This window comes from Castellaniella defragrans 65Phen (genome assembly GCF_000612685.1).
In the GTDB taxonomy this organism is placed as follows: Bacteria; Pseudomonadota; Gammaproteobacteria; order Burkholderiales; family Burkholderiaceae_B; genus Castellaniella; species Castellaniella defragrans.
Window position 1 is genome coordinate 1828306 of sequence record NZ_HG916765.1, and the last position, 22702, is coordinate 1851007.

A 22702-nucleotide genomic window follows, 5' to 3' on the forward strand; every position below is an offset into this window, starting at 1 on the left:
GACCGAGACACATCGACAGAGGATTTGCGATGACCATCGCCGAAACCTACACCAAGACCCCGGGCTGGCTGGATTACTACGACGGCCCCAGCCGTCCGCGCTTCCGCCTGCCCGCCGGGGCGGTGGACGCGCATTGCCACGTGTTCGGCCCCGGCGCGGTGTTCCCCTACGCGCCGGAGCGCAAGTACACGCCCTGCGACGCGCCCAAGGAAGCCCTGTTCGCCCTGCGCGACCACCTGGGCTTCGAGAAGAACGTGATCGTGCAGGCGACCTGCCACGGCACCGACAACCGCGCCCTGGTCGATGCGCTGCGCGCCTCCGGCGGCCGCGCGCGCGGCGTGGCGACCGTCTCGCGCGAGGTCACCGACGCCGAGCTGCGGGCCATGCACGAGGCCGGCGTGCGCGGCACGCGCTTCAATTTCGTCAAGCGCCTGGCCGATTTCACGCCGCGCGAAGTGCTCGCCGAGATCGCCGCGCGCATCGCGCCGCTGGGCTGGCACGTCGTGGTTTATTTCGAGGCGCAGGACCTGCCGGAACTGTATGATTTCTTCACCACGCTGCCGACGACGGTGGTGGTCGATCACATGGGCCGGCCCGACGTGACCAAGCCCGTGGACGGCCCGGAATTCGGCCTGTTCGTGAGGATGATGCAGGACCATGAGAACATCTGGAGCAAGGTCAGCTGTCCGGAACGCCTGAGCCAGTCGGGCCCGCCGGCCCTGAACGGCGAGCAGCACGCCTACCGCGACGTCGTGCCCTTCGCGCGCCGGCTGGTGGAAACCTTCCCCGACCGCGTGCTGTGGGGCACCGACTGGCCCCATCCGAATCTCAAGTCCCACATGCCCGACGACGGCCTGCTGGTGGATTACATCCCCCAGATCGCGCCGACGGCCGAGTTGCAGCGCAAGCTGCTGGTGGACAATCCGAACCGCTTGTACTGGAGTTGAGCCATGTCCCTGAACAAGCCTTATACCGACGTGCCCGGCACGACCATCTTCGACGCCGACCAGTCCCGCAAGGGCTACCACCTGAACCAGTTCTGCATGTCGCTGATGAAGGCGGAGAACCGCGAACGGTTCCGCGCCGACGAACGCGCCTACCTGGACGAGTGGCCCATGACCGAGGAGCAGAAGCAGGCCGTGCTGGCGCGCGACCTGAACCGCTGCCTGGAGCTGGGCGGCAACATCTATTTCCTCGCCAAGATCGGCGCCACCGACGGGCGTTCCTTCCAGTACATGGCCGCCAGCATGACCGGCATGACGCAGGAGGAATACGCCGCGATGATGCTGGCCGGCGGCCGCAGCATCGAAGGCAACCGCCGCACCGGAGAAAAGCAATGAACCAGACGCATGCCCGCATCGGCGCGAGTGTCTACACCTCGCACGTGCCCGCGATCGGCGCCGCCATCGACCTGGGCAAGACCGGCAACGACTACTGGGCGCCGCTGTTCAAGGGCTACGAACCGTCCAAGCAGTGGATGAAGGACCATCGTCCCGACGTCATCTTCCTGGTCTACAACGACCACGCCACGGCGTTCAGCCTGGACATGATCCCGACCTTCGCGATCGGCTGCGCGGCGCAGTTCAATCCGGCCGACGAAGGCTGGGGCGCGCGTCCGGTGCCGACCGTCATCGGCCATCCGGCCCTGGCCGCGCACATCGCCCAGTCGGTGATCCAGCAGGACTTCGACCTCACCATCGTCAACAAGATGGACGTGGACCACGGCCTGACGGTGCCGCTGTCGCTGATGTGCGGCCAGCCCGAGGCCTGGCCCTGCCCGGTGATCCCCTTCGCCGTCAACGTGGTGCAGTATCCCGTGCCCTCGGGCCGCCGCTGCTTCGAGCTGGGCCGCGCCATCCGCCGCGCCATCGAAAGCTACGACGAGCCCCTGAACGTGCACATCTGGGGCACGGGCGGCATGAGCCACCAGTTGCAGGGGCCGCGCGCCGGCCTGATCAACCGCGAATTCGACAACGCCTTCATGGACCGGCTGATCGCCGATCCGGCCGGCCTGGCCGACGTGCCGCACATCGACTATGTGCGCGAGGCGGGCTCGGAAGGCATCGAGCTGGTGATGTGGCTGATCGCCCGCGGCGCCATGGCCGATGCGGCGGGCGGCCCGGCGCCGCGCGTCGCGCACCGCTTCTACCACGTGCCGGCCTCGAACACGGCCGTGGGCCATCTGATCCTGGAGGAACAACAATGACCGAACGCACCCTGAAGGTCGCGCTGGCCGGCGCCGGCGCCTTCGGCATCAAGCACCTGGACGGCATCGCCCGCATCGACGGCGTGGAAGTCGTCTCCCTGGTCAGCCGCGACATCGAAAAGACCCGCGAGACGGCGCGGAAATACGGCATCGGCCATGCCGCCACCGAGCTGGACGAAGCCCTGGCGCTGCCCGAGGTCGATGCCGTGATCCTGTGCACGCCGACGCAGATGCACGCGTCCCAGGCCATGGCCTGCCTGCGCGCCGGCAAGCACGTGCAGGTCGAGATCCCCATGGCCGACCGCCTGGCCGACGCCGAGGCCCTGGTCGCCCTGGCGCGCGAGACCGGCAAGGTCGCCATGTGCGGCCACACGCGGCGCTTCAACCCCAGTCACCAGTACGTGCACCAGCGCATCGAGCGCGGCGAGTTCCACATCCAGCAGATGGACGTGCAGACGTACTTCTTCCGCCGCACCAACATGAACGCACTCGGCCAGCCGCGCAGCTGGACCGACCACCTGCTGTGGCACCACGCGGCGCACACGGTGGACCTGTTCGCCTACCAGTGCGGCAGCCCCATCGTGCGGGCCAACGCGCTGCAGGGGCCGATCCATCCCGAGCTGGGCATCGCCATGGACATGTCCATCCAGCTCCTGGCGGCCAACGGCGCGCTCTGCACGCTGTCGCTGAGCTTCAACAACGACGGCCCGCTGGGCACCTTCTTCCGCTACATCGGCGACACCGCGACCTACATCGCCCGCTACGACGATCTGTACACCGGCCGCGAGGAGCCCATCGACGTCAGCCAGGTGGACGTGTCGATGAACGGCATCGAACTGCAGGACCGCGAATTCTTCGCAGCCATCCGCGAAGGGCGGGAACCGAACGCCAGCGTGGCGCAGGTCCTGCCGTGCTACCGGGTGCTGCACGACCTCGAGCAGCAACTGTCCGGCCAGACGGGCCGGGCGTGATCCACTCTTTCATCCTTACGAATCTACAAACAGGAGCGAGACCATGAAACTCAGCAAAACCCTGGTGGCGGCGGCCCTGGCCTTCGGCCTGGCCCCGGCATTCGGCACGGCCCAGGCCGCCGACCTGAAGATCGGCGTGGTGATGCCGATGTCCGGGCCGTTCGCCGCCCACGGCAAGCAGATCAAGCACGGCATCGACGTGTTCCTGGCCGAGCACGGCGACACCGTCGCCGGCCGCAAGGTCAAGATCATCATCAAGGACGACACCGGCATCGCCCCGGCGGTGGCCAAGCGCCAGGCCCAGGAACTGCTGATCAAGGACAAGGTCGACATCCTGGCCGGCTTCACCCTGACGCCCAACGCCTTTTCCGTCGCGCCCCTGGCCACGGAAGCCAAGGTGCCGATGGTGGTGCTGAACGCCGCCACCTCCTCGATCACCGAGAAGTCGCCCAACATCGTGCGGGTATCCATGACCCTGCCGCAGGTCACCGCGCCGATGGCGCAGTGGGCCTATGCCAACAACATCAAATCGGTCTACACCCTGGTGTCCGACTATGGTCCGGGCCACGACGCCGAGCAGCAGTTCCAGAAGACCTTCACCAGCCTGGGCGGCAAGATCACGGGCGAGGTCCGCACGCCGGTCAACACGCCGGACTACGCGCCGTTCCTGCAGCGCGTGAAGGACGCCAAGCCCGACGCCGTGTTCTTCTTCGTGCCCAACGGCGAGCAGGGCGTGGCCCTGGCCAAGGGCTACAAGGAACGCGGCCTGGACCAGGCCGGGATCAAGGAACTGGCCACGGGCGACGTGACCGACGAGGACGTGCTCGACGCCATGGGCGACGCGGCCATCGGCATGATCACCTCCTTCCACTACTCGGCCGTGCACGATTCGCCGGAAAACAAGGCCTTCGTGGCCGCCTACCACAAGGCCTTCCCCAACGACCGTCCCAACTTCGTGGCGGTGGCGGGCTACGATGGCATGGCGCTCATCTACAAGGCCCTGGAAAAGACCCAGGGCGACGCCGGCGTCGATGCCTTCATGGCGGCGGTCAAGGGCATGAAATGGACCAGCCCGCGCGGCCCGGTGGAAATCGACCCGGAAACGCGCGACATCATCCAGAATGTCTACATCCGCAAGGTTGAGAAGGTGGACGGCGTGCTGCAGAACGTGGAATTCGACAAGATCGAGGCCGTCAAGGACCCCGGCAAGCAGAAGTGATCGCCGCTCCGGGCGCGCGGCCCCCGCTCTCGCGGGCGAGGCCCGCCCGCCCGGACGGTCCGGAACCGGATCTTTCCCAGTCCTGGAATCAATATGACCATACTCTTTGACGGCATTGCCGCGGGCATGCTGCTGTTCCTGATCAGTGTCGGCCTGTCGGTGACGCTGGGCCTGATGAACTTCGTCAACCTGGCCCATGGCGCATTCGCCATGCTGGGCGGCTATGCCTGTGTCGTGCTGCTCAACAGCTATGGCGTTCCGTTCCTGGCGACGCTGCCGGCGGCCATCCTCGTGCCCGCCCTGGCCGGCATCGTGCTCGAACGCACCCTCTACCGCCGCCTGTACGCGGCCTCCGACCTGGACCAGGTGCTGTTCTCCATCGGCCTGGTGTTCATGTCCGTGGCCGCCGCCCATTATTTCTTCGGCGCGCAGCAGCAGCCGCTGCACCTGCCCGCCTTCCTGACCGGACAGATCCACCTGCCCGGCGTGGACGTCGGCGTCTACCGCCTGTTCCTGATCGCCGCCGGCCTGGTGGTGGCGCTGCTGCTGCAGTGGTCGGTGATCCGCACCTCCTTCGGCGCCCGCCTGCGGGCCGCCGTGGACAACCAGCGCGTCGCGCGCGGCATGGGCATCGACGTCAACCGCGTCTTCAGCCTGACCTTCGCCCTGGGCTCGGCCCTGGCGGGCCTGGGCGGGGCGCTGGGGGTCGAGATGCTGGGGCTGGATCCCGAATTCCCCGTGAAGTACATGGTGTACTTCCTCATCGTGGTGTCGGTGGGGGGCAGCGGCAACATCCTCGGCTCGCTGTATGCCGCCATCCTGCTCGGCGTGGCCGACGTGGCCGGCAAATACTACGTGCCGCAGATCGGCGCCTTCATCATCTATGCCGTCATGGTGGCGACCCTGATCTTCCGCCCCCATGGCCTGTTCGGCCGTTCCCACAAATAGGCCCCGACATGACGACCTCTACCTCGATCGGGACGCCGTCCCATCCGCAGTCCGGCACGGCGGACGCCCTCGGCCGCTACCGCCGCTCGGCCCGCTGGAAGCCGCTGGAATACCTGTTCTGGTGCCTGCCGATTCTGGCGTACTTCGCCTTCCCGGGCAACTACCTGCTGCTCAGCCAGATCGCCATCACCAGCCTGTTCGCCCTGTCGCTGGACCTGATCTTCGGCTACGCGGGGGTCATTTCCCTGGGCCACGCCGCCTTCTTCGGCGTGGGCGCCTACACCGTGGGCCTGCTGGGCTCCAACGGCTTCGGGGATCCGCTGCTGGGCCTGGTCCTGGCCGCCGCGATCGCCGCCCTGCTGGGCTTTCTCAGCAGCTTCCTGCTGCTGCGCGGCAGCGACCTGTCGCGTCTGATGGTCACGCTGGGCGTCGCCCTGATGCTCTACGAGCTGGCCAACAAGTTCACCTCCATCACCGGCGGGGTGGACGGCATGCCGGGCGTCGAAGTCGGGCCGATCCTGGGCATGTTCGATTTCGACATGTTCGGCCGCGTCGGCTACGTCTATTCGGTCGTCGTGCTGTTCGTGCTGTTCTGGTTCGCCCGCCGCCTGGTGTATTCGCCCTTCGGTCAGAGCCTGCGCGGCATCCGCATGAACACCCTGCGCATGCCGGCGCTGGGCGTGCCCGTGAACCGCCGCCTGATCACGGTCTACACCATCGGCGCGGGCTATGCCGGGGTGGCCGGCGCCCTGCTGGCGCAGACGAATTCCTTCGTCTCGCTGGACGTGCTCAGCTTCCAGCGCTCGGCCGACCTGCTGCTGATCCTGATCCTGGGCGGGGCGGGGCACCTGTATGGCGGGCTGCTGGGCGCCATCGTCTTCGTGATCGCCAACTATCTCCTGTCCGACATGAATCCCCAGTACTGGCAGTTCTGGCTGGGCCTGATCCTGGTCCTGGTGGTGCTGTTCGCCCGGGGCGGCATCCTGGGGACGGCCCGCCAGTGGATCGAATCTTCCCGCCAACGCGCCCAGTCGCGCGCCCGCACGGAGTCCCCTTCATGAGCCCCGTCCTGCAGACCCACGGCCTGGTGCGCCGCTTCGGCGGCTTCGTGGCCACCGACAACGTCGATCTCTCGGTCGCGCCCGGCGCCCGGCACGCCCTGATCGGCCCCAACGGCGCCGGCAAGACCACGCTGATCAACCTGCTGACCGGCTATCTGGAGCCCAGCGCCGGCCGCGTCGAGCTGATGGGCCGCGACGTCACGCGCATGCCGCAGCACGAGCGCGTCCGCCTGGGGCTGGTGCGCACCTTCCAGATCAACCAGCTGTTCATGGACATGACGGTGCTCGAATCCGTCGCCCTGGCCGTCAGCGAACGCAGGGGCCTGGGCACGCGCTGGTGGCAGCCGTTGTCCGCCCGCGGCGAGGTCATCGACGAGGCCGCTTCCATCCTGGAACGTCTCAAGCTGCTGTCCGACGCCCTCGAGACCACGCGCAACCTGGCCTATGGCCGCCAGCGCCTGATCGAGATCGCCCTGGCCCTGGCGCTGCAGCCCAAGGTGCTGCTGCTCGACGAGCCGGCGGCCGGCGTGCCCACCGGCGAAAGCCAGGAGCTGTTCGAGACCATCGCCCAGCTGCCGCGCGACGTCACCATTCTGCTGATCGAACACGACATGAACCTGGTTTTCCGTTTCGCCGAACGCATTTCCGTCCTGGTGTCGGGCGCCTTGCTGATCGAGGACACCCCCGAGGTGATCGCGCACCATCCGCGCGTCAAGGAAGTCTACCTGGGAGAAGCCCATGTCTGAGCTGCTGCGTCTGGAAAACGTCTGGGCGGGCTACGGCGACGCCGTCGTCCTGGAAGACCTGTCCCTGTCCCTGGCGGCCGGCGAGAGCCTGGCGCTGCTGGGCCGCAACGGCATGGGCAAGACCACGCTGCTGGCCACCCTGATGGGGGTCACCCGGCTGCGCCGCGGCCGCATCTTCTTCCAGGGCCAGGACATCGCCCAGGTGCCCAGCCACCGCCGCGCCCAGGCCGGCCTGGGCTGGGTGCCGCAGGAACGCGACATCTTCCGTTCCCTGACCGTCGAGGAAAACCTCACCGTGGTCGCCCGGCCGGGCGAATGGACCCTGGAGCGGGTCTACGCCATGTTCCCCCGGCTGCAGGAGCGCCGCGCGAACCTCGGCAGCCAGCTCTCGGGCGGCGAGCAGCAGATGCTCGCCATGGGGCGGGCGCTGATGCTCAACCCCAAGGTGCTGCTGCTGGACGAGCCGCTCGAAGGCCTGGCGCCGCTGATCGCCCAGGAACTGCTGCACATCATCGACCGCATGGTCTCGGAAGGCCGCATGGCCGTCATCCTGGTCGAGCAGCACGCGCGCCAGATCCTGCCGATCACGCGCCGGGCGGTGGTGCTGGAGCGCGGCCGTGTGGTCTATGCCGGCGACAGCGCGGAGCTGCTGCGCGACGGCACGGCGCTGGACCGCTGGCTGGGCGCGGGCGCCACGCAGGAGGGCGGGGAGGCCGCGCCGGCCCGCGCGCCGGCCGAGCGCATTCCCGCCATCGAAGCCATCCAGGAAGAACACCGCGCCATCGCGGCCATCCTCAACGGCCTCTCGCGCGTGGTGCAGGACATCGAGGACGGCCGGCTGGAGCCGGACTACACCCTGCTGGCAAGCATGATCGAATACATCGCCGAGATGCCCGACAAGCTGCACCATCCCAAGGAGGACCAGATCTTCGCCCTGCTGCGCACCAAGACGCACGACGTGGACGAGCACCTGGACCGGCTGGAGGCCGAGCACCGCGACACGATCCACGCCACCAGCCGGCTCGACCGCGCCCTGGTCAGCTACGTGCAGGGCGGCGCGGCGAGCTTCCCCGGCTTCCGCGACGCGGTGCGCAGCTACATCGCCGACGAATGGGTGCACCTCAACACCGAGGAGCGCCACATCCTGCCGGCGGCCCGCCGCCTGTTCGCCGCGAACGAATGGGACGCGATCAACGCCGACTTCGTCCGCAACGGCGACCCCTGGTCCGGCCCGGACAACCGCTATGCCGAGCTGTTCCGGCGGATCACCCTGCTGGCCCCGGCGCCCATCGGGGTGGGCGCGGCGCCGGCGCACTAGGCGGCGCGTCCGCCCCCCGGTTCCGCGCGGGACCGGGATCCGGGCCGGCCGGGCATGCGTCCGCGCCGGCCCGTGTCCGTTCCGGCGCCGCGCGGGCGCTCCGGCGCCATTCCGGCCGCGCTCAATCTTCCCGGTACAGTTCCAGCGCCACGCCGCGCAGCCAGCGGTTGGCCGGGTCCTTGTCGTAGCGGTGGCTCCAGTGGATGCCGACGTCGAACTGGTGGTGCGGGAGGTCGGCCTCGATGATGGCGTAGCCGCCGCGCGGCGCGAACGACAGGGCGATGTTGCGCGGGATGATGACGGCCAGGTCGGTGGCTTCGATGAGGGCGGGCAGCGCCATGAAATGCTCGGTCGTCACCCGCACCCGGTCGGCCGCGTGCAGGGCTTCCAGCGTCGTGCGCGTGTAGGCGTGCGTGCGCACGGTGATGAAGTCCAGGGCCTGGATGGCGTCCAGCGCGCGCAGCCGCGTGCCGTGGCGGCGCGCGAAGGGATGCCCCGCGCGCATCAGGATGATGTAGCGGTCCTGGAACATGATGGCCGAGCGCATGGACTTTAGGCCTGGCAGGAAGCCGAAGGCCAGGTCCACCCGGCCCTGGTCCATGGCGGGCCCCAGGTCGGCCAGCGGCACCCGCATGGTCTCGATGCGGGTGCGCGGCGCGCGCAGCCGTACCGTGGTGATGAGGCGGGGCAGGAACTGGTCCTCGCCGATGTCGGTCATGTGCAGCCGGAAAACCCGCTCCGCCAGGGCGGGATCGAAGCCCGAGGCGTCCCGCACGGCGCTTTCCAGCGCGCGCAGGGCCTCCTGGATGGCCGGTGCCATGCGCTGGGCGCGGGCCGTGGGCGCGACCCCGCCGGCGGCGCGCACGAACAGCGGATCGCCCATCAGGTTGCGCAGCCGGGTCAGGCCCTGGCTGACGGCGGGCTGGGTCAGGTCGAGCGCGGCGGCCGCGCGGCTGACGTTGCGGGCCGTGTAGATCGCGTCGAACACGCGCAGCAGGTTCAGGTCGAGCTTCATATCATTAGTATGGCTAATAAAAAATATTAAATCCATTTTATTGATTTATATCCCGCCCGATTCCATCATGTCTCGAATGAATAGAAGTGAAGCAAAGGCCGCCGTCCGGCGGACCGCTGCACGAACGAAGACAGGCCCCGCCCGGGGCCCGGAGGACGACAGGATGGAAGACGTGGCGCAGGACGCGGCGCGCGCGCAGGCGCGGGGGCAATCGCAGGCGGGCCGGGTGACGGTGCGCAGGGCCGTGACGGACCTGCTGCGCGAGTTCGGCATGACGACCCTGTTCGGCAATCCGGGCTCGACCGAACTGGGGCTGTTCCTGGATTTCCCCGCCGATTTCCGCTACGTCCTGGGGCTGCAGGAATCCGTCGCGGTCGGCATGGCCGACGGCTACGCCCAGGCCACCCGCAACGCCGCCTTCGTCAATCTGCATTCGGCGGTCGGCGTGGGGCACGCCATGGGGGCGATCTTCACGGCCTACAGGAACCGCACGCCGCTGGTGATCACGGCGGGGCAGCAGTCGCGCGCCATCCTGCCCTTCGATCCCTTCCTGTTCTCCAGCCAGGCGACGGAGCTGCCCAAGCCCTACGTCAAATGGAGCATCGAGCCGGCGCGCGCCGAGGACGTGCCGCTGGCCATCGCCCGCGCCTGCTACATGGCCATGCAGCCGCCGTGCGGGCCGGTGCTGGTATCCGTGCCCGCCGACGACTGGGGGCGCCTGTGCGAGCCCGTGCGGGCGCGCCGCGTCAGCCGCTCGATCCGCCCGGACGCCGCACTGCTGGCGCGCATCGGCGAGCGGCTGGATGCCGCGCGGCGGCCGGCCTTCGTGCTGGGCGCGGCGGTGGACCGGGACCAGGCCTGGGACGAGGTCGTGGCGCTGGCCGAGCGCCACCGCGCGGCGGTCTGGACCGCGCCGATGTCGGGGCGCAACGGCTTTCCCGAGGACCACCCCCTGTTCGCCGGCTTCCTGCCCGCCGCGCGCGAGCGCATCGTCGGCCTGCTGTCGGGCCACGACTTCATCCTGGCCCTGGGCGCGGCGGCCTTCGCCTACCACATCGAGGGCGAAGGCCCCCACATCCCGCCCGGCAGCGAGCTGGCCCAGATCGTCGACGACCCCAACACGCTCGCCTGGGCGCCGACCGGGACCGCGGCGCTGGGCAGCGTGCGCGCGGCCGTGCGCGACCTGCTGGACCGGCCGCAGCCGCCCCGGCGCGACGATCCGCCGCGCCGCGCGCCCGCGCCCCGCGCCGCGCCGACGCTGCCGATGTCGGTCGCCTACGTGCTGCAGACGCTGGCCGAGACGCGCGCGCCGGACTCGATCGTGGTCGAGGAGGCGCCCAGCGCGCGGCCGGTGATGCAGCGCCACCTGCCCATCCTGCGCGCCGAGACCTTCTACACCATGTGCAGCGGCGGCCTGGGCTTCGGCCTGCCGGCCGCCGTCGGGGTGGCCCTGGGCAAGCCGGGCCGCAAGGTCATCGGCCTGATCGGCGACGGCTCCAGCCTGTATTCGATCCAGGGGCTGTGGAGCGCCGCGCAGCTGAAGCTGCCGATCACCTTCCTGATCCTGAAGAACCGCGGCTACGCCGCCCTGCGCGAATTCGCGCCGGTGTACGGCTTCACGGCCGCCGATCCGCTGTACGGCGTCGATCTGCCCAACATCGATTTCGTCGCCGTGGCCCGGGGCCTGGGCTGCGAGGCCGCGCGCGTCTCCGATCCGGGCGCGCTGGCCGGCGCGCTGCGCACGGCCCTGGCCGCGCCCGTGCCGTTCCTGCTGGAAATCGACGTGGCCTGAGCCCGCGCGGCCCGGCGCCCGCATCCCGTTTCCATCTCCATCGAGGAGGACATCATGAGCACGATTTCCCTGTTGATCGGCGGCGAGCGCCGCCCGGCCGCCGGCGGCAAGACCTTCCAGCGCCGCAATCCGCTCGACGGCGGCGTCGCCACCACGGCGCCGGCCGCCACGCCCGAGGACGCCCGGGCCGCCGTGCAGGCCGCCGCCGGGGCCTTCGGCGCCTGGTCGCAGACCGGCCCCGGCGAACGGCGCGCGCTGCTGAACCGCGCCGCCGACGCCCTGGAGGCCCGCGCCGCCGATTTCACCGCCGCCATGGCGGCCGAGACCGGCGCCTCCGCGCTGTGGGCCGGCTTCAACGTCCACCTGGCGGCCGGCATGCTGCGCGAGGCGGCGGCGCTCACCACGCAGATCGGCGGCGAAGTGATCCCGTCCGATGTGCCGGGCAGCCTGTCCATGGGCCTGCGCGTGCCGGCCGGCGTGGTGGTGGGCATGGCGCCCTGGAACGCGCCCGTCATCCTGGGCGTGCGCGCCGTGGCCACGCCCCTGGCCTGCGGCAACACCGTGGTGCTGAAGGGCTCGGAACTGTGCCCGGCCACCCACGGCCTGATCGTCGAGGCGCTGCGGGAAGCGGGCCTGCCGGCCGGCGTGGTCAATTTCGTCACCAACGCGCCCGAGGACGCCCCCGCCGTCGTCGAGGCGCTGGTGGGCCACCCGGCGACCCGGCGGGTGAACTTCACCGGCTCGACCCGGGTCGGGCGGATCGTCGGCGAGCTATGCGCCCGGCATCTCAAGCCGGCGGTGCTGGAGCTGGGCGGCAAGGCGCCCCTGGTGGTGCTCGACGACGCCGACCTGGAGTGCGCCGTCAACGCCGCGGCCTTCGGCGCCTTCGCCAATTCGGGCCAGATCTGCATGTCCACCGAACGCATCATCGTCGACGAGCGCATCGCCGACGAATTCGTCCGCCGCCTGGCCGACAAGGCCCGCGCCCTGCCGGTGGGTGATCCGCGCGAGGGACCGGTGGTCCTGGGCTCGCTGGTGGACATGTCCGCCGTGCGGCGCTGCAACGACATGATCGACGACGCGCTCGCCAAGGGCGCGACGCTGCTGTGCGGCGGCAGGAGCGAGGACACCCTGATGGCCGCGACCCTGCTGGACCGCGTCACGCCCGACATGCGCATCTACGCCGAGGAGACCTTCGGGCCGGTCAAGGCCATCGTGCGCGTGGCCGGCGAGGACGCCGCCGTGGCCTGCGCCAACGACAGCGCCTACGGCCTGTCCGCGGCCGTCATCGGCGCGGACGTCGCCCGCGCGCTGCGCGTCGCCGGCCGCATCCAGTCCGGCATCTGCCACATCAACAGCGCCACCGTGGACGACGAGCCGCAGATGCCCTTCGGCGGCGTCAAGGACAGCGGCTACGGCCGCTTCGGCGGCCGCGCCGGCATCGAGGCCTTCACCGAGGTCCGCTGGGTGACGGTCCAGACCTCGCCCCGCGCCTATCCGTTCTGAGGACCGCGCCATGGCGAACGACGTCATCGAAGCCCTGCGCGCGGCGGTCGGCGCGGCCCATTGCCTGACGGGCGACGCGATCGAGGACCGCTACCTGCACGACTGGATGGTCAAGACGCCGCCGGGCCGGCCGCTGGCCGTGGTGCGCCCCGCGGATACCGCCCAGGTGTCCGCCGTCCTGCGCGCCTGCCATGCGGCCCGCGTGCCGGTCGTGCCGCAGGGCGGGCGCACGGGCCTGGCCGGCGGCGCCCTGCCGGCGCCGGATTGCGTCGTGCTGTGCCTGGAGCGGCTGGACGCCATCGAGGAGATCGATCCGGCGGCGGCGACCATGACCGTCGGGGCGGGCGTTCCCCTGGAGACCATCCAGCAGGCGGCGCAGGGCGCCGGCTTCCTGTTTCCCCTGGACCTGGGCGCGCGGGGCTCGTGCCGCATCGGCGGCAACCTGTCGACCAACGCCGGGGGCAACCGGGTGCTGCGCTACGGCATGGCGCGCGACCTGGTGCTGGGGCTGGAGGCCGTGCTGATGGACGGCACCGTGCTCAGCGGGATGAACAAGATGCTGAAGAACAACACCGGCTACGACCTCAAGCAGCTGTTCATCGGCAGCGAGGGGACGCTGGGCGTCATCACGCGGGCCGTGCTGCGCCTGTTTCCCCAGCCGCGCAGCCGCTGCACGGCGCTGTGCGCGCTGACGGACTACGACGCCGTGGTGCGCCTGCTGAACCACGTCCGTGCCGGCCTGGGGCCGCACCTGGCGGCCTTCGAGCTGATGTGGCCCGATTTCTACCAGTTGGTGACCTCCAGCCTGCCGGCGCTGTCCACGCCCCTGCCGCACGGCCATGGCGCCTACGTATTGCTGGAGTCGATGGGCACGGACCCGCAGGCCGACCAGGCCCGTTTCGAGGCCGTGCTGGGCGAGGCCCTGATGTCCGGCGTGGTCGAGAACGTCGTCATCGCCCAGTCCGAGGCGCACGTGGCGTCCCTCTGGTCGATCCGCGACGCCTCGGGCGAACTGCAGCGGATCTTCTGGCCGCACGCGGGCTACGACGTCAGCATCCCGACGGGCGAACTGGGCGGCTTCATCCAGGCCTGCACGCGCGCCGTGAAAAAGCAGTGGCCCGGGGCGCGGACCGTGTTCTTCGGCCACGTGGGCGATTCCAACATCCACATCGGCGTCAAGGTGGACGAGGAGCCCTTCCCCGAGCCCGACATCGACCGGACCGTCTACGGGCTGGTGCGCGACTGGGGCGGCTCGGTGTCGGCCGAGCATGGCATCGGCGTGCTCAAGCGGCCCTACCTGGGCTTCAGCCGCAGCGCGGCCGAGCTGGCGGCGATGCGGGCGCTGAAGGCGGCCCTGGATCCGCTGGGCCTGCTCAACCCCGGCAAGGTGCTGCCGGAACCGGAAGGCTGAGCCCGCGCCGGCCGCCGCATGGCGGCGGCACCCGGCCACGGGACGGATCGGCAGCCGGGGGCGAAAACCGGAGCGAGAGCCGTCCCGAAGGGCCGACGCGACACGGACGGAAGACGAACTCAGAGACGGACAAGAGACGGAGCAGGAGACGACATGCATACGCACCCGGCAGACGACGCGGCGGCAGCCCCGCCAGGACCCCACACGCACCGGTTCGGGCCGTTCGGCCGGGCCCTGCACGCCGCATCCAAGGCGCTCGCGGCCCTGGGCGGCCTGGCCTTCGTGGCGCTGGTCGCCATGTCGCTGATTTCCATCGTCGGGCGCAAGCTCGCGGCCATGCCGGTGCCCGGCGACATGGAGGTGCTGATGATGGTGGCGGCCGCCGCCTCGGCCGCCTTCTTCGCCTTCTGCCACCTCGAAGGCGGCGACGTCAAGGTGGATTTCTTCACCGCGCATGCCCGGCCCGGCGTGGTCCATGGGCTGGACGCCCTCGGCTCCCTGCTGGTGGGGCTGTTCGGCGCGCTGATCGCCTGGCGTACCGGCGTGGGCGCGGCCGCCCTGCGCGAGGCGGGCGAGACCTCGGCCATCCTGGGCTGGCCGGTGTGGGTTGCCCAGGCGGCCATGGTGCCCGGCTTCGTCCTGATGGCGGCGGCCGGCCTCTACATGTGCGGCCTGCACCTGCGGGCCGCCCGCTCCGGCGGGGAGGTTCGGCCATGAGCGGCATGACCATCGGCTTCATCATGTTCGCGGCGCTGCTCGCCCTGATGGTGATCCGCATCCCCATCGGCATCTCGATGTTCGTCGCCGGCGCCGGCGGCTACGCCTGGCTGACGGGCAGCTGGACGCCGCTGATGGCCTCGCTGAAGAACCTCGCGTATGCCCGCCTGTCCAACTACGACCTGGTGGTGATCCCGCTGTTCCTGCTGATGGGGCAGTTCGCCACGCACGGCGGGCTGAGCCGCAGCCTGTTCCGTTTCGTCAGCGCCTTCATCGGCCACCGTCGGGGCGGGGTGGCGATGGCGGCGGTGGGCGCCTGCGCGGGCTTCGGCGCCATCTGCGGGTCCTCCCTGGCGACCGCGGCCACCATGGGGCAGGTGGTGCTGCCCGAACTGCGCCGCTACGGCTACGCCGGCAGCCTGGCCACCGGCACGCTGGCCGCGGGCGGGACGCTGGGCATCATGATTCCGCCGTCCGTGCCGCTCATCATCTACGCCATCCTGACCCAGGAGTCCATCGGCAAGCTCTTCATGGCGGCCGTCATCCCCGGTCTGCTGGCCATGATCGGCTACATGATCGTCATCCAGATCATCGTGCGCCGGCATCCGGAGATGGGCCCCGCCGGCGCGCGGGTCGGCTGGCCGGAACGCCTGCGGGCTCTGGTCCAGGTCGGGCCGGTGCTGGCGGTGTTCGTGATCGTCATCGTCGGCATCTACGCCGGCTGGGCCACCCCGACCGAGGCGGCGGCCATCGGCGCGGCCGCCTGCGGCGTGATCGCCGTGGCCTCGGGCGGCCTGCGCTGGCGGGGGCTGCTGGAAAGCGCCCTGGGCACGGCCCAGGCGACGGCGATGATCTACCTGGTGCTGCTGGGCGCCGACATGCTGAACGTGGCCCTGGCCCTGTCGCAGCTGCCGGCCGAACTGGCCTCCTGGGTGCAGGGGAGCGGCCTGTCGCCGTTCCTGGTGATCGTCGCCATCCTGCTGGTCTACATCTTTCTCGGCTGCGTCATGGATTCGCTGGCCATGATCCTGCTGACCATCCCGATCTTCTACCCGATGGTGATGGGGCTGGATTTCTACGGCATGGGCCACGACGACAAGTCGATCTGGTTCGGCATCCTGGCGCTCATGGTGGTGGAGATCGGCCTGGTCCACCCGCCGGTGGGCATGAACGTCTACATCATCAACCGCCTGGCCAAGGACGTCCCGCTGACGGACACCTTCAAGGGCGTGCTGCCGTTCCTGGCGTCGGATTTCATCCGGATCGCGGCGCTGGTGCTGTTCCCCAGCCTGGCGCTGGTGCTGGTCAGGACGTTCGGGGCGTTGTAGCCGCGGCGCGTGCGCGCGCGCCCGATGCGGGACGCGCGCATGCGCCGCGGTGCTTGTTCGGTGCGGCGCGCGTCCGGTGCAAGCGCGTTCGCGCCGTGCGATGCGCATTCATTCAAACAAGGCGAACCACGCCGACCCATGAGGAGACACGCATGAAGCAGCATTCCAAGACATTCCGCGCGGGCAGGGTGCTGGCCGCGCTGGCCCTGGGCCTGACGGCGGCCGCGGGCGCCCGGGCGGCCGATCCGGTCGTCCTGAAGGTCGCCCATTTCCTGCCCGCCACCTCCAGCGCCCAGATCAACCTGATCCAGCCCTGGTGCGACCGGATCGCGCAGGAATCCGGTCAGCGCATGGTCTGTCAGATCTATCCGGCCATGCAGCTGGGCGGCACGCCGGCCCAGCTCTTCGACCAGGCCAAGGACGGCGTGGCCGACATCGTCTGGACCGTGCCGACCTACGCCGCGGGCCGCTTCGTCAAGAGCGAGGTCTTCGAGCTGCCCTGGATCGCGGTCAAGGCCGAGGCCGGCAGCCAGGCGCTGTGGGAATACGTCCACAAGTTCGCCCTGGACGAGTTCAAGGGCGTGCATCCGATCTTCATGCACCTGCACGACGGCGCGCTGTTCCATTTTTCCGGCAAGCACCCCCGCACGCTGGAAGACCTGAAGGGCCTGAAGATCCGCGCCGCGACCCGTTCCAACGCCCGCACCATCGAGGCGCTGGGGGCGGTGCCGGTGCAGATGCCGCTGCCCGCCGTGCCCGATGCCTTGAGCAAGGGCGTGGTGGATGGGGTGACCGTGCCCTGGGAGAGCGCCCCGGCCATCAAGCTGGCGGAAATCGCCTCCTACCATTTCGACGTGCCCGAAGGCGCGCCCCGGCTGTCGAACACGATCTTCCTGTTCGGCATGAACCAGGCGCGCTACGACAGCCTGCCGCCCGAGCTGAAGAAGGTCATCGACGACAACAGCGGCCTGAAGGCCTCGGCCTGGGCCGGCCGGGTCGGCTTCGACGAGGTCATCCCGAAGTTCAAGGCGCAGGCCAAGGCCGCCGGCAACCAGTTCTACGACATGCCGGACGCGGAATACCGGCGCTTCGTCGAGGCCACGCGCGGGGTCTCCCAGGAATGGATCGCGGCGGTCGATGCCAGGGGCGGCAAGGGCGCCGAGCTGCTCGCCGTGGCCCGCAACATGGTCAAGAGCCATGCGTCCGGCCGTTGAGCGCGGATCCGGCCAGGCGCCGCGCGGTGCGCGGCGCGTCCCGGTGCGGCGGCCGTCCTGGACATCGCGCATTTCACCACCCAAAGGAGACATACGATGAAACGACACGCATCCGTGCTGCGCCTGCTGGCGGGCGCGGCCGCCGGCCTGGCGCTGGCGGCAACCGCCCAGGGGGAACAGATCGTCCTCAAGGTGCACCATTTCCTGCCGGCCACCTCCAACGCGCAACTCAACATGATCCAGCCCTGGTGCGACCGGATCGCGCAGGAATCCGGTCGGCGCCTGGTCTGCCAGATCTATCCGGCCATGCAGCTGGGCGGCACGCCGGCCCAGCTCTTCGACCAGGCCAAGGACGGCGTGGCCGACATCGTCTGGACCCTGCCGACGTATTCGGCGGGCCGCTTCACCAAGAGCGCGGTGTACGAGCTGCCCTGGCTGGTGCCCAACGCCGAGGCCGGCAGCCGGGCCCTGTGGGCCTTCACGCAGAAGTACGCCCTGGACGAATACAAGGGCGTGCATCCGATCTTCATGCACATGCACGGTGGCACCCTGATCCACTTCGTCGGCAAGCGGCCCAAGACCCTGGCGGACATGAAGGGCCTGAAGATCCGTTCGGCCAACCGCGTCAATTCCCAGATGCTGGAGGCCATCGGCGCCGTGCCGGTGCAGATGCCGCTGCCCGCCGTGCCCGATTCACTGGCCAAGGGCGTGGTCGATGGCGCGGCGGTGCCCTGGGAGGGCGTGCCGGCCATCAAGCTCGACGAGATCTCGCGCTACCACCTGGACGTGCCCCAGGGCAAGCCGCGCATGGGCAATTCGATCTTCCTGTTCGGCATGAACCAGGCGCGCTACGACAGCCTGCCGCCCGACCTGAAGAAAGTCATCGACGACAACAGCGGCATCGAGGTGTCCGCCTGGGCGGGCCGCACCGTCTTCGACGAGCGGGAGGCCGAGTTCATGAAGACCTCCAGGGAAAACGGCAGCGAGTTCCACGCCATGGACGAGGCCGAATACCAGCGCTGGGTGGACGCGACCCAGGGCGTGCGCGACCTGTGGATCGAGGCGGTCGACAAGAAGGGCGGCCAGGGCGCCGATCTGTACACGGCCGCCCGCAACCTGGTCAAGGAGTTCTCGATGCGGCGCTGAGCCCGCCCGGGCCGGGTCCCGGGCGTTCGGACAGGCCCGGACGAGGCCCGCCCGGCGCCGCGCGGGAAGGCCGCCCGGGCCGGAGGGCGGCCCGGTTCAGCGGTGCCGGTTCAGGGCCAGGTGGCAGGCGCCGCCCAGCACCAGCCCCCAGAAGGCGCTGCCGATGCCCAGCAGGCTCATGCCCGAGGCCGTCACCAGGAAGGTCACCAGCGCGGCATCGCGGTGCTCGGGCGCCTGCAGCGCGTCGTGGATGCCTGCGCTCAGGGTGCCCAGCAGGGCCAGTCCCGCGATGGCGGCGACCAGTTCGTGCGGGAAGGCCGCGAACAGGGCCACCACCGTGGCGCCGAAGATGCCCGTGAACAGATAGAAGACGCCCGCCCAGACCGAGGCCTTGTAGCGCTGCGCGGCGTCCGGGTCGGCGTCGGGGCTCATGCAGATGGCGGCCGTGATGGCGGCCAGGTTGAAGGCGAAGCCGCCGAAGGGCGCGAGCAGCATGCCCGTCGCTCCCGTCCAGGAGATCAGCGGCGAGGCGGGCACGCGCGCGTAGCCGTTGGCGCGCAGCACCGCCAGGCCGGGGATGTTCTGGGACGTCATGGTGACGATGAACAGCGGCAGGGCCACGCCCACGAAGGTCGAGAGCGAGAACTCGGGCGCCATCCAGACCGGCCGGGCGGGAGTCCAGTCGAGCCCGGCCAGGGACAGGCCGCCCTGCAGGGCGGCGCAGACGATGCCGGCGGCCAGGGCCAGGGGGACGGCGTAGCGCGGCAGGGCGCGCCGGGCCAGCAGGAAGGCGAGCAGCATCGCGCCCACCAGCAGCGGGCGGCCCTGCATGGAGACGAACAGGTCCATGCCGAAGCGCAGCAGGATCCCGGCGAGCATCGCCGAGGCCAGGTGCCGCGGCACCCAGTCCATGATCTTCTGGAACCAGCCCATGACGCCGCACAGCGTGATCAGGGCCGAGCAGGCGAGGAAGGCGCCGATGGACTGCGCCAGGCCGACGTCGCCCAGGCTGGTCGCCAGCAGGGCCGCCCCGGGGGTGGACCAGGCGGTCAGCACGGGCGCGCGCCAGGTCAGCGCCAGACCGATGCAGGTGACGCCCATGCCGATGCCCAGCGCCCACATCCACGAGGCGAGCTGCTCGCCGTGCGCTCCGGCGGCGCTGGCCGCCTGGAACACGATGGCGACGGAGCTGGTGTAGCCGACCAGGACGGCGATGAAGCCGGCCGAGATGTGCGAGATCCGCAGCCAGCCCGCGATCCCTCCGGCTGTCGTGTCCGTGCTCATGCGTTTCCCTGGACGTGCGGGGGGCAGCATTTCATGGCGCGGCCTGGGTGATGCTGTGCGCCCAGGTGAAGGCCTGCTGGACCAGCGGGTCGAGCTGCTCGGCGGTGACGCCGAGCGCCTGCAGCAGCGGGGCGGGGTCTTCCTCGGCGTCGCGGTCCGAAGGGAAGATCAGGGTGGCCAGGCGCAGGTCCGGACCCAGGGCGCCTTCGCGCCGCAGCAGGGCGTCGCGCACCGGGACGTCGACGTGGACCTGCGCGAGCAGGTCCTGCATGGTGCCCTGGAACATCTGGTCCATGATGGACAGGATGCCGGTGGTGAAGGCGGCTTCCGCGCGCACGGTCTGCTCGGGGTGGACCAGGGTGGACAGGGCTTCCATCAGGTGCGCCCGCGCGCTGGCCTGGAGCAGGATGGGCGACAGGTAGCCCGCCGGCCGGCCGGCCTCGGTGTACATCAGGACCTGGATCCAGCGCTGCAGCTGCCGGCGGCCCAGCAGCATGATGGCCTGGTTCAGGGACTCGACCTCCTGGCTCAGGCCGAAGGCCGGGGTGTTCACCATGTCGAGCAGGGTCTTGACCAGTTCGGGGTCCTGCTGCAGGCAGGCCTGGATTTCCGGGGCTTCGCCTTCGCCCATGATCAGCGTCACCAGGCGCAGCAGGGTCTTCTGGCGCGGCGTGAGGGACGCCGCGGAGGCCAGGTCCATGGGCCAGTGGCCCTGGAACAGGGTGAAGCCCAGCAGCATGAAATTGTCGTGCGTCGCCTTGTCGGGCGAGTTCACGGCCATCAGCTGGCGGCCGGCCTGCTTGTGCTGGAAGCTCTGGCGGAAGATGTCGGCCTTGGTGCTCAGCGCGGGATCGAAGCGCACGATCTTGCAGAAGGGCAGGAGCGCTTCGCGGCCGGGCAGGGCGGCGAGGTCGCCGCGGATGGAGAATTTCGTGCCGCCCCGGGCCAGGCCCTGCAGCGCCTGGATCAGTTCCGGCGTGATCTCGGTCGTTTCCGGGAATTCGAGATAGGTGCGGTGGCGCGGCAGCATGTGCACGTAGGCGTTCTGCAGCAGGCCGGGGGTGCCGTCGATCCAGTGGGGAACGTAGGCGAAGAAGGCGCTGGCGCCATGCGTGCGCGCGGCTTCGATCAGGGCGGCGCCGGTGTCCGGATCGGGCGCCTGCGGCTCGGCGGTCCACAGCACGCGCATCCGGTAGCCGGCCAGGCCGCGGTTCTGGTCCAGGATCGGCTCGCGGCGGATCAGGCGCGGCGGCAGGGGGGGCGGGGCCTCGGCCGCGGCGTCGGTGGACGGATCGGTCGTCAGGGTAGGTTCTTCCATCGGGTCTCCTTGTGGGTGCCTGCGGTGTTTTTCACGGGCACGCGGCTCGCGCGCAGGCCTTGTCTCTTGTCGTCGTCTTGAAAAGAAAACGGCGGTTCTGGTCTTGTTCTTGTTGTTCCCGGCTTCCCGCCCGCGGCGGCTCGTCCGTGCAGCCGCCGCCGAGCATTGTACTGTGCCTGCCGCCGGGGGTCAGCACCGGCCGGTCCGCCAGCCTTCGCGGGAGGACGTTTCCGTCACGCGGTGCGAGATGTCCGCCCTCCGGGACGCCGCGCGCCCGTTTTCCGGGGGGTGGTCTACAATCGGGCATCGTTCCGCCGGAGAGACCCATGCCTGGATTGCTGCCTGAAGTAGACCCCGAGGGGCTGCTGGAATATTCGGTGGTCTACACCGACCGCGCCCTGAATCACATGTCCTCGTCGTTCCAGCAGGTGATGCGCGACATCTCCCGCACCCTCAAGTCGGTGTACGGGGCGCATTCCGCCATCGTCGTGCCGGGCAGCGGCACCTTCGGCATGGAGGCCGTGGCGCGGCAGTTCGCCACCGGCAGGCGCTGCCTGGTGATCCGCAACGGCTGGTTCAGCTACCGCTGGAGCCAGATCTTCGAGACCGGCCGCATCCCCTCCGAAGAGCGCGTGCTCAAGGCCCGCCCGACCGAAGCCGGCGCCCAGCCTTTCTTCGAGCCGCCGCCGGTGGCCGAGGTCGTCGCGGCGATCCGCGAGTTCAAGCCCGAGGTCGTGTTCGCCGCGCACGTGGAGACGGCCTCCGGCATCATGCTGCCCGACGACTACATCCGCCAGGTGGCCGACGCCACGCACGAGGCGGGCGGCCTGTTCGTGCTGGACTGCATCGCCTCGGGCACGATCTGGGTGGACATGCGCGAAGTGCACGCGGACGTGCTGATCTCGGCGCCGCAGAAAGGCTGGACCTCGTCGGCCTGCTGCGGCCTGGTGATGCTGGGCGAGGCCGCCCGCAAGCACATCGAGACCACGCAGAGCACCAGCTTCGCCTGCGACCTGCGCAAGTGGCTGGGCATCATGGAAGCCTACGAGAAGGGCGGCCATGCCTACTACACCACGCTGCCCACGGATTCCCTGACCGTGCTGCGCGACGTGATGGCCGAGACCGAGGCCTACGGCTACGAGCGCGTCAAGGCCGAGCAGCGCCAGCTCGGCCAGGCCGTGCGCGCGCTGCTGCGCGAACGTGGCTTCAAGAGCGTCGCGGCGCCCGGCTTCGAGGCGCCGGGCGTGGTGGTCAGCTACACCACCGACGACGGCATCCACACGACGCGCAAGTTCGCCGAGGCGGGGCTGCAGGCCGCCGCCGGCGTGCCCCTGGCCTGCGACGAGCCCGAAGGCTTCAAGACCTTCCGCCTGGGCCTGTTCGGCCTGGACAAGCTGCACAACGTCGAGCGTACCGTCGCCACCCTGGCGCGGGCGCTGGACCGGATCCAGGCGTAACCGGATCCGGGCGTAACCGGATCCGGGCGTAACCGGATCCGGGCG

Annotated in this window: 20 protein-coding genes and 1 pseudogene; 18 read left to right on the top strand and 3 right to left on the bottom strand. The window is 70.0% G+C overall.

What is annotated here, in order from left to right; all coding sequences use genetic code 11:
• Positions 1-29: 29 nt before the first annotated feature.
• From BN940_RS08230 to BN940_RS19710, 10 genes and pseudogenes are all read left to right on the top strand, one after another.
• Positions 30-947: an amidohydrolase family protein gene (locus BN940_RS08230; RefSeq protein WP_043682000.1), complete on the top strand. Its 918-nt coding sequence runs from the start codon at positions 30-32 to the stop codon at positions 945-947.
• 3 nt (positions 948-950) lie between these two features.
• Positions 951-1340, top strand: a complete 390-nt coding sequence (gene ligA / locus BN940_RS08235; RefSeq protein ID WP_043682003.1) for a protocatechuate 4,5-dioxygenase subunit alpha — start codon at positions 951-953, stop codon at positions 1338-1340.
• Entirely contained in the window at positions 1337-2206 is an 870-nt protein-coding gene (locus tag BN940_RS08240; protein WP_043682006.1) for a class III extradiol dioxygenase subunit beta, read from the top strand. The genes ligA and BN940_RS08240 overlap by 4 nt, the downstream gene beginning before the upstream one ends.
• Positions 2203-3177, top strand: a complete 975-nt coding sequence (locus BN940_RS08245; protein ID WP_043682009.1) for a Gfo/Idh/MocA family oxidoreductase — start codon at positions 2203-2205, stop codon at positions 3175-3177. The genes BN940_RS08240 and BN940_RS08245 overlap by 4 nt, the downstream gene beginning before the upstream one ends.
• 43 nt (positions 3178-3220) lie before the next feature.
• On the top strand, positions 3221-4396 hold the full coding sequence (locus BN940_RS08250) for an ABC transporter substrate-binding protein (RefSeq protein WP_043682012.1): 1176 nt from the start codon (positions 3221-3223) through the stop codon (positions 4394-4396).
• Positions 4397-4489: 93 nt separating this feature from the next.
• A complete protein-coding gene (locus BN940_RS08255; RefSeq protein WP_043682015.1) occupies positions 4490-5344 on the top strand; it encodes a branched-chain amino acid ABC transporter permease in 855 nt (284 codons plus the stop codon).
• Between the two features lie 8 nt (positions 5345-5352).
• Positions 5353-6405, top strand: coding sequence for a branched-chain amino acid ABC transporter permease (locus BN940_RS08260; RefSeq protein ID WP_043682018.1), 1053 nt, complete (start codon positions 5353-5355; stop codon positions 6403-6405).
• Complete coding sequence (locus BN940_RS08265; RefSeq protein WP_043682021.1) at positions 6402-7151, top strand: ABC transporter ATP-binding protein; 750 nt, start codon at positions 6402-6404, stop codon at positions 7149-7151. Before BN940_RS08260 ends, BN940_RS08265 begins: the two co-directional genes overlap by 4 nt.
• A pseudogene (locus BN940_RS19705) lies at positions 7144-7827 on the top strand (ABC transporter ATP-binding protein); the annotation flags it as partial. The gene BN940_RS08265 and the pseudogene BN940_RS19705, both read left to right, overlap by 8 nt.
• 84 nt (positions 7828-7911) lie before the next feature.
• Complete coding sequence (locus BN940_RS19710; protein WP_276807757.1) at positions 7912-8469, top strand: hemerythrin domain-containing protein; 558 nt, start codon at positions 7912-7914, stop codon at positions 8467-8469.
• Positions 8470-8590: 121 nt separating this feature from the next.
• On the opposite strand, the gene BN940_RS08275 is transcribed toward BN940_RS19710, so the two are convergent.
• Positions 8591-9484: a LysR family transcriptional regulator gene (locus BN940_RS08275; RefSeq protein WP_148304922.1), complete on the bottom strand. Its 894-nt coding sequence runs from the start codon at positions 9482-9484 to the stop codon at positions 8591-8593.
• 163 nt (positions 9485-9647) lie between these two features.
• Between BN940_RS08275 and mdlC the strand changes: the two genes are divergently transcribed.
• From mdlC to BN940_RS08310, 7 genes are all read left to right on the top strand, one after another.
• Complete coding sequence (gene mdlC, locus BN940_RS08280) at positions 9648-11276, top strand: benzoylformate decarboxylase (protein WP_043682024.1); 1629 nt, start codon at positions 9648-9650, stop codon at positions 11274-11276.
• 54 nt (positions 11277-11330) lie between these two features.
• Positions 11331-12782 (top strand): aldehyde dehydrogenase, encoded by a 1452-nt coding sequence (locus tag BN940_RS08285; protein WP_043682027.1) that lies wholly within the window; start codon positions 11331-11333, stop codon positions 12780-12782.
• A 10-nt stretch (positions 12783-12792) separates the two neighbouring features.
• Entirely contained in the window at positions 12793-14193 is a 1401-nt protein-coding gene (locus BN940_RS08290) for an FAD-binding oxidoreductase (RefSeq protein ID WP_043682030.1), read from the top strand.
• Positions 14194-14346: 153 nt separating this feature from the next.
• Positions 14347-14910 (top strand): TRAP transporter small permease, encoded by a 564-nt coding sequence (locus BN940_RS08295; protein ID WP_043682033.1) that lies wholly within the window; start codon positions 14347-14349, stop codon positions 14908-14910.
• Positions 14907-16238, top strand: a complete 1332-nt coding sequence (locus BN940_RS08300) for a TRAP transporter large permease (RefSeq protein WP_043682036.1) — start codon at positions 14907-14909, stop codon at positions 16236-16238. Before BN940_RS08295 ends, BN940_RS08300 begins: the two co-directional genes overlap by 4 nt.
• Positions 16239-16390: 152 nt before the next feature.
• Complete coding sequence (locus BN940_RS08305; RefSeq protein ID WP_043682039.1) at positions 16391-17452, top strand: TRAP transporter substrate-binding protein; 1062 nt, start codon at positions 16391-16393, stop codon at positions 17450-17452.
• Between the two features lie 96 nt (positions 17453-17548).
• A complete protein-coding gene (locus BN940_RS08310) occupies positions 17549-18598 on the top strand; it encodes a TRAP transporter substrate-binding protein (RefSeq protein ID WP_043682042.1) in 1050 nt (349 codons plus the stop codon).
• Positions 18599-18694: 96 nt separating this feature from the next.
• On the opposite strand, the gene BN940_RS08315 is transcribed toward BN940_RS08310, so the two are convergent.
• Both BN940_RS08315 and BN940_RS08320 read right to left on the bottom strand, forming a co-directional pair.
• On the bottom strand, positions 18695-19882 hold the full coding sequence (locus BN940_RS08315) for a benzoate/H(+) symporter BenE family transporter (protein ID WP_052355704.1): 1188 nt from the start codon (positions 19880-19882) through the stop codon (positions 18695-18697).
• A 31-nt stretch (positions 19883-19913) separates the two neighbouring features.
• Positions 19914-21200, bottom strand: coding sequence for an EAL and HDOD domain-containing protein (locus BN940_RS08320; RefSeq protein ID WP_043682045.1), 1287 nt, complete (start codon positions 21198-21200; stop codon positions 19914-19916).
• Between the two features lie 326 nt (positions 21201-21526).
• On the opposite strand from BN940_RS08320, the gene BN940_RS08325 reads away from it, so the two are divergent.
• Positions 21527-22657: an aminotransferase class V-fold PLP-dependent enzyme gene (locus BN940_RS08325; RefSeq protein WP_043682048.1), complete on the top strand. Its 1131-nt coding sequence runs from the start codon at positions 21527-21529 to the stop codon at positions 22655-22657.
• Positions 22658-22702 lie beyond the last annotated feature (45 nt).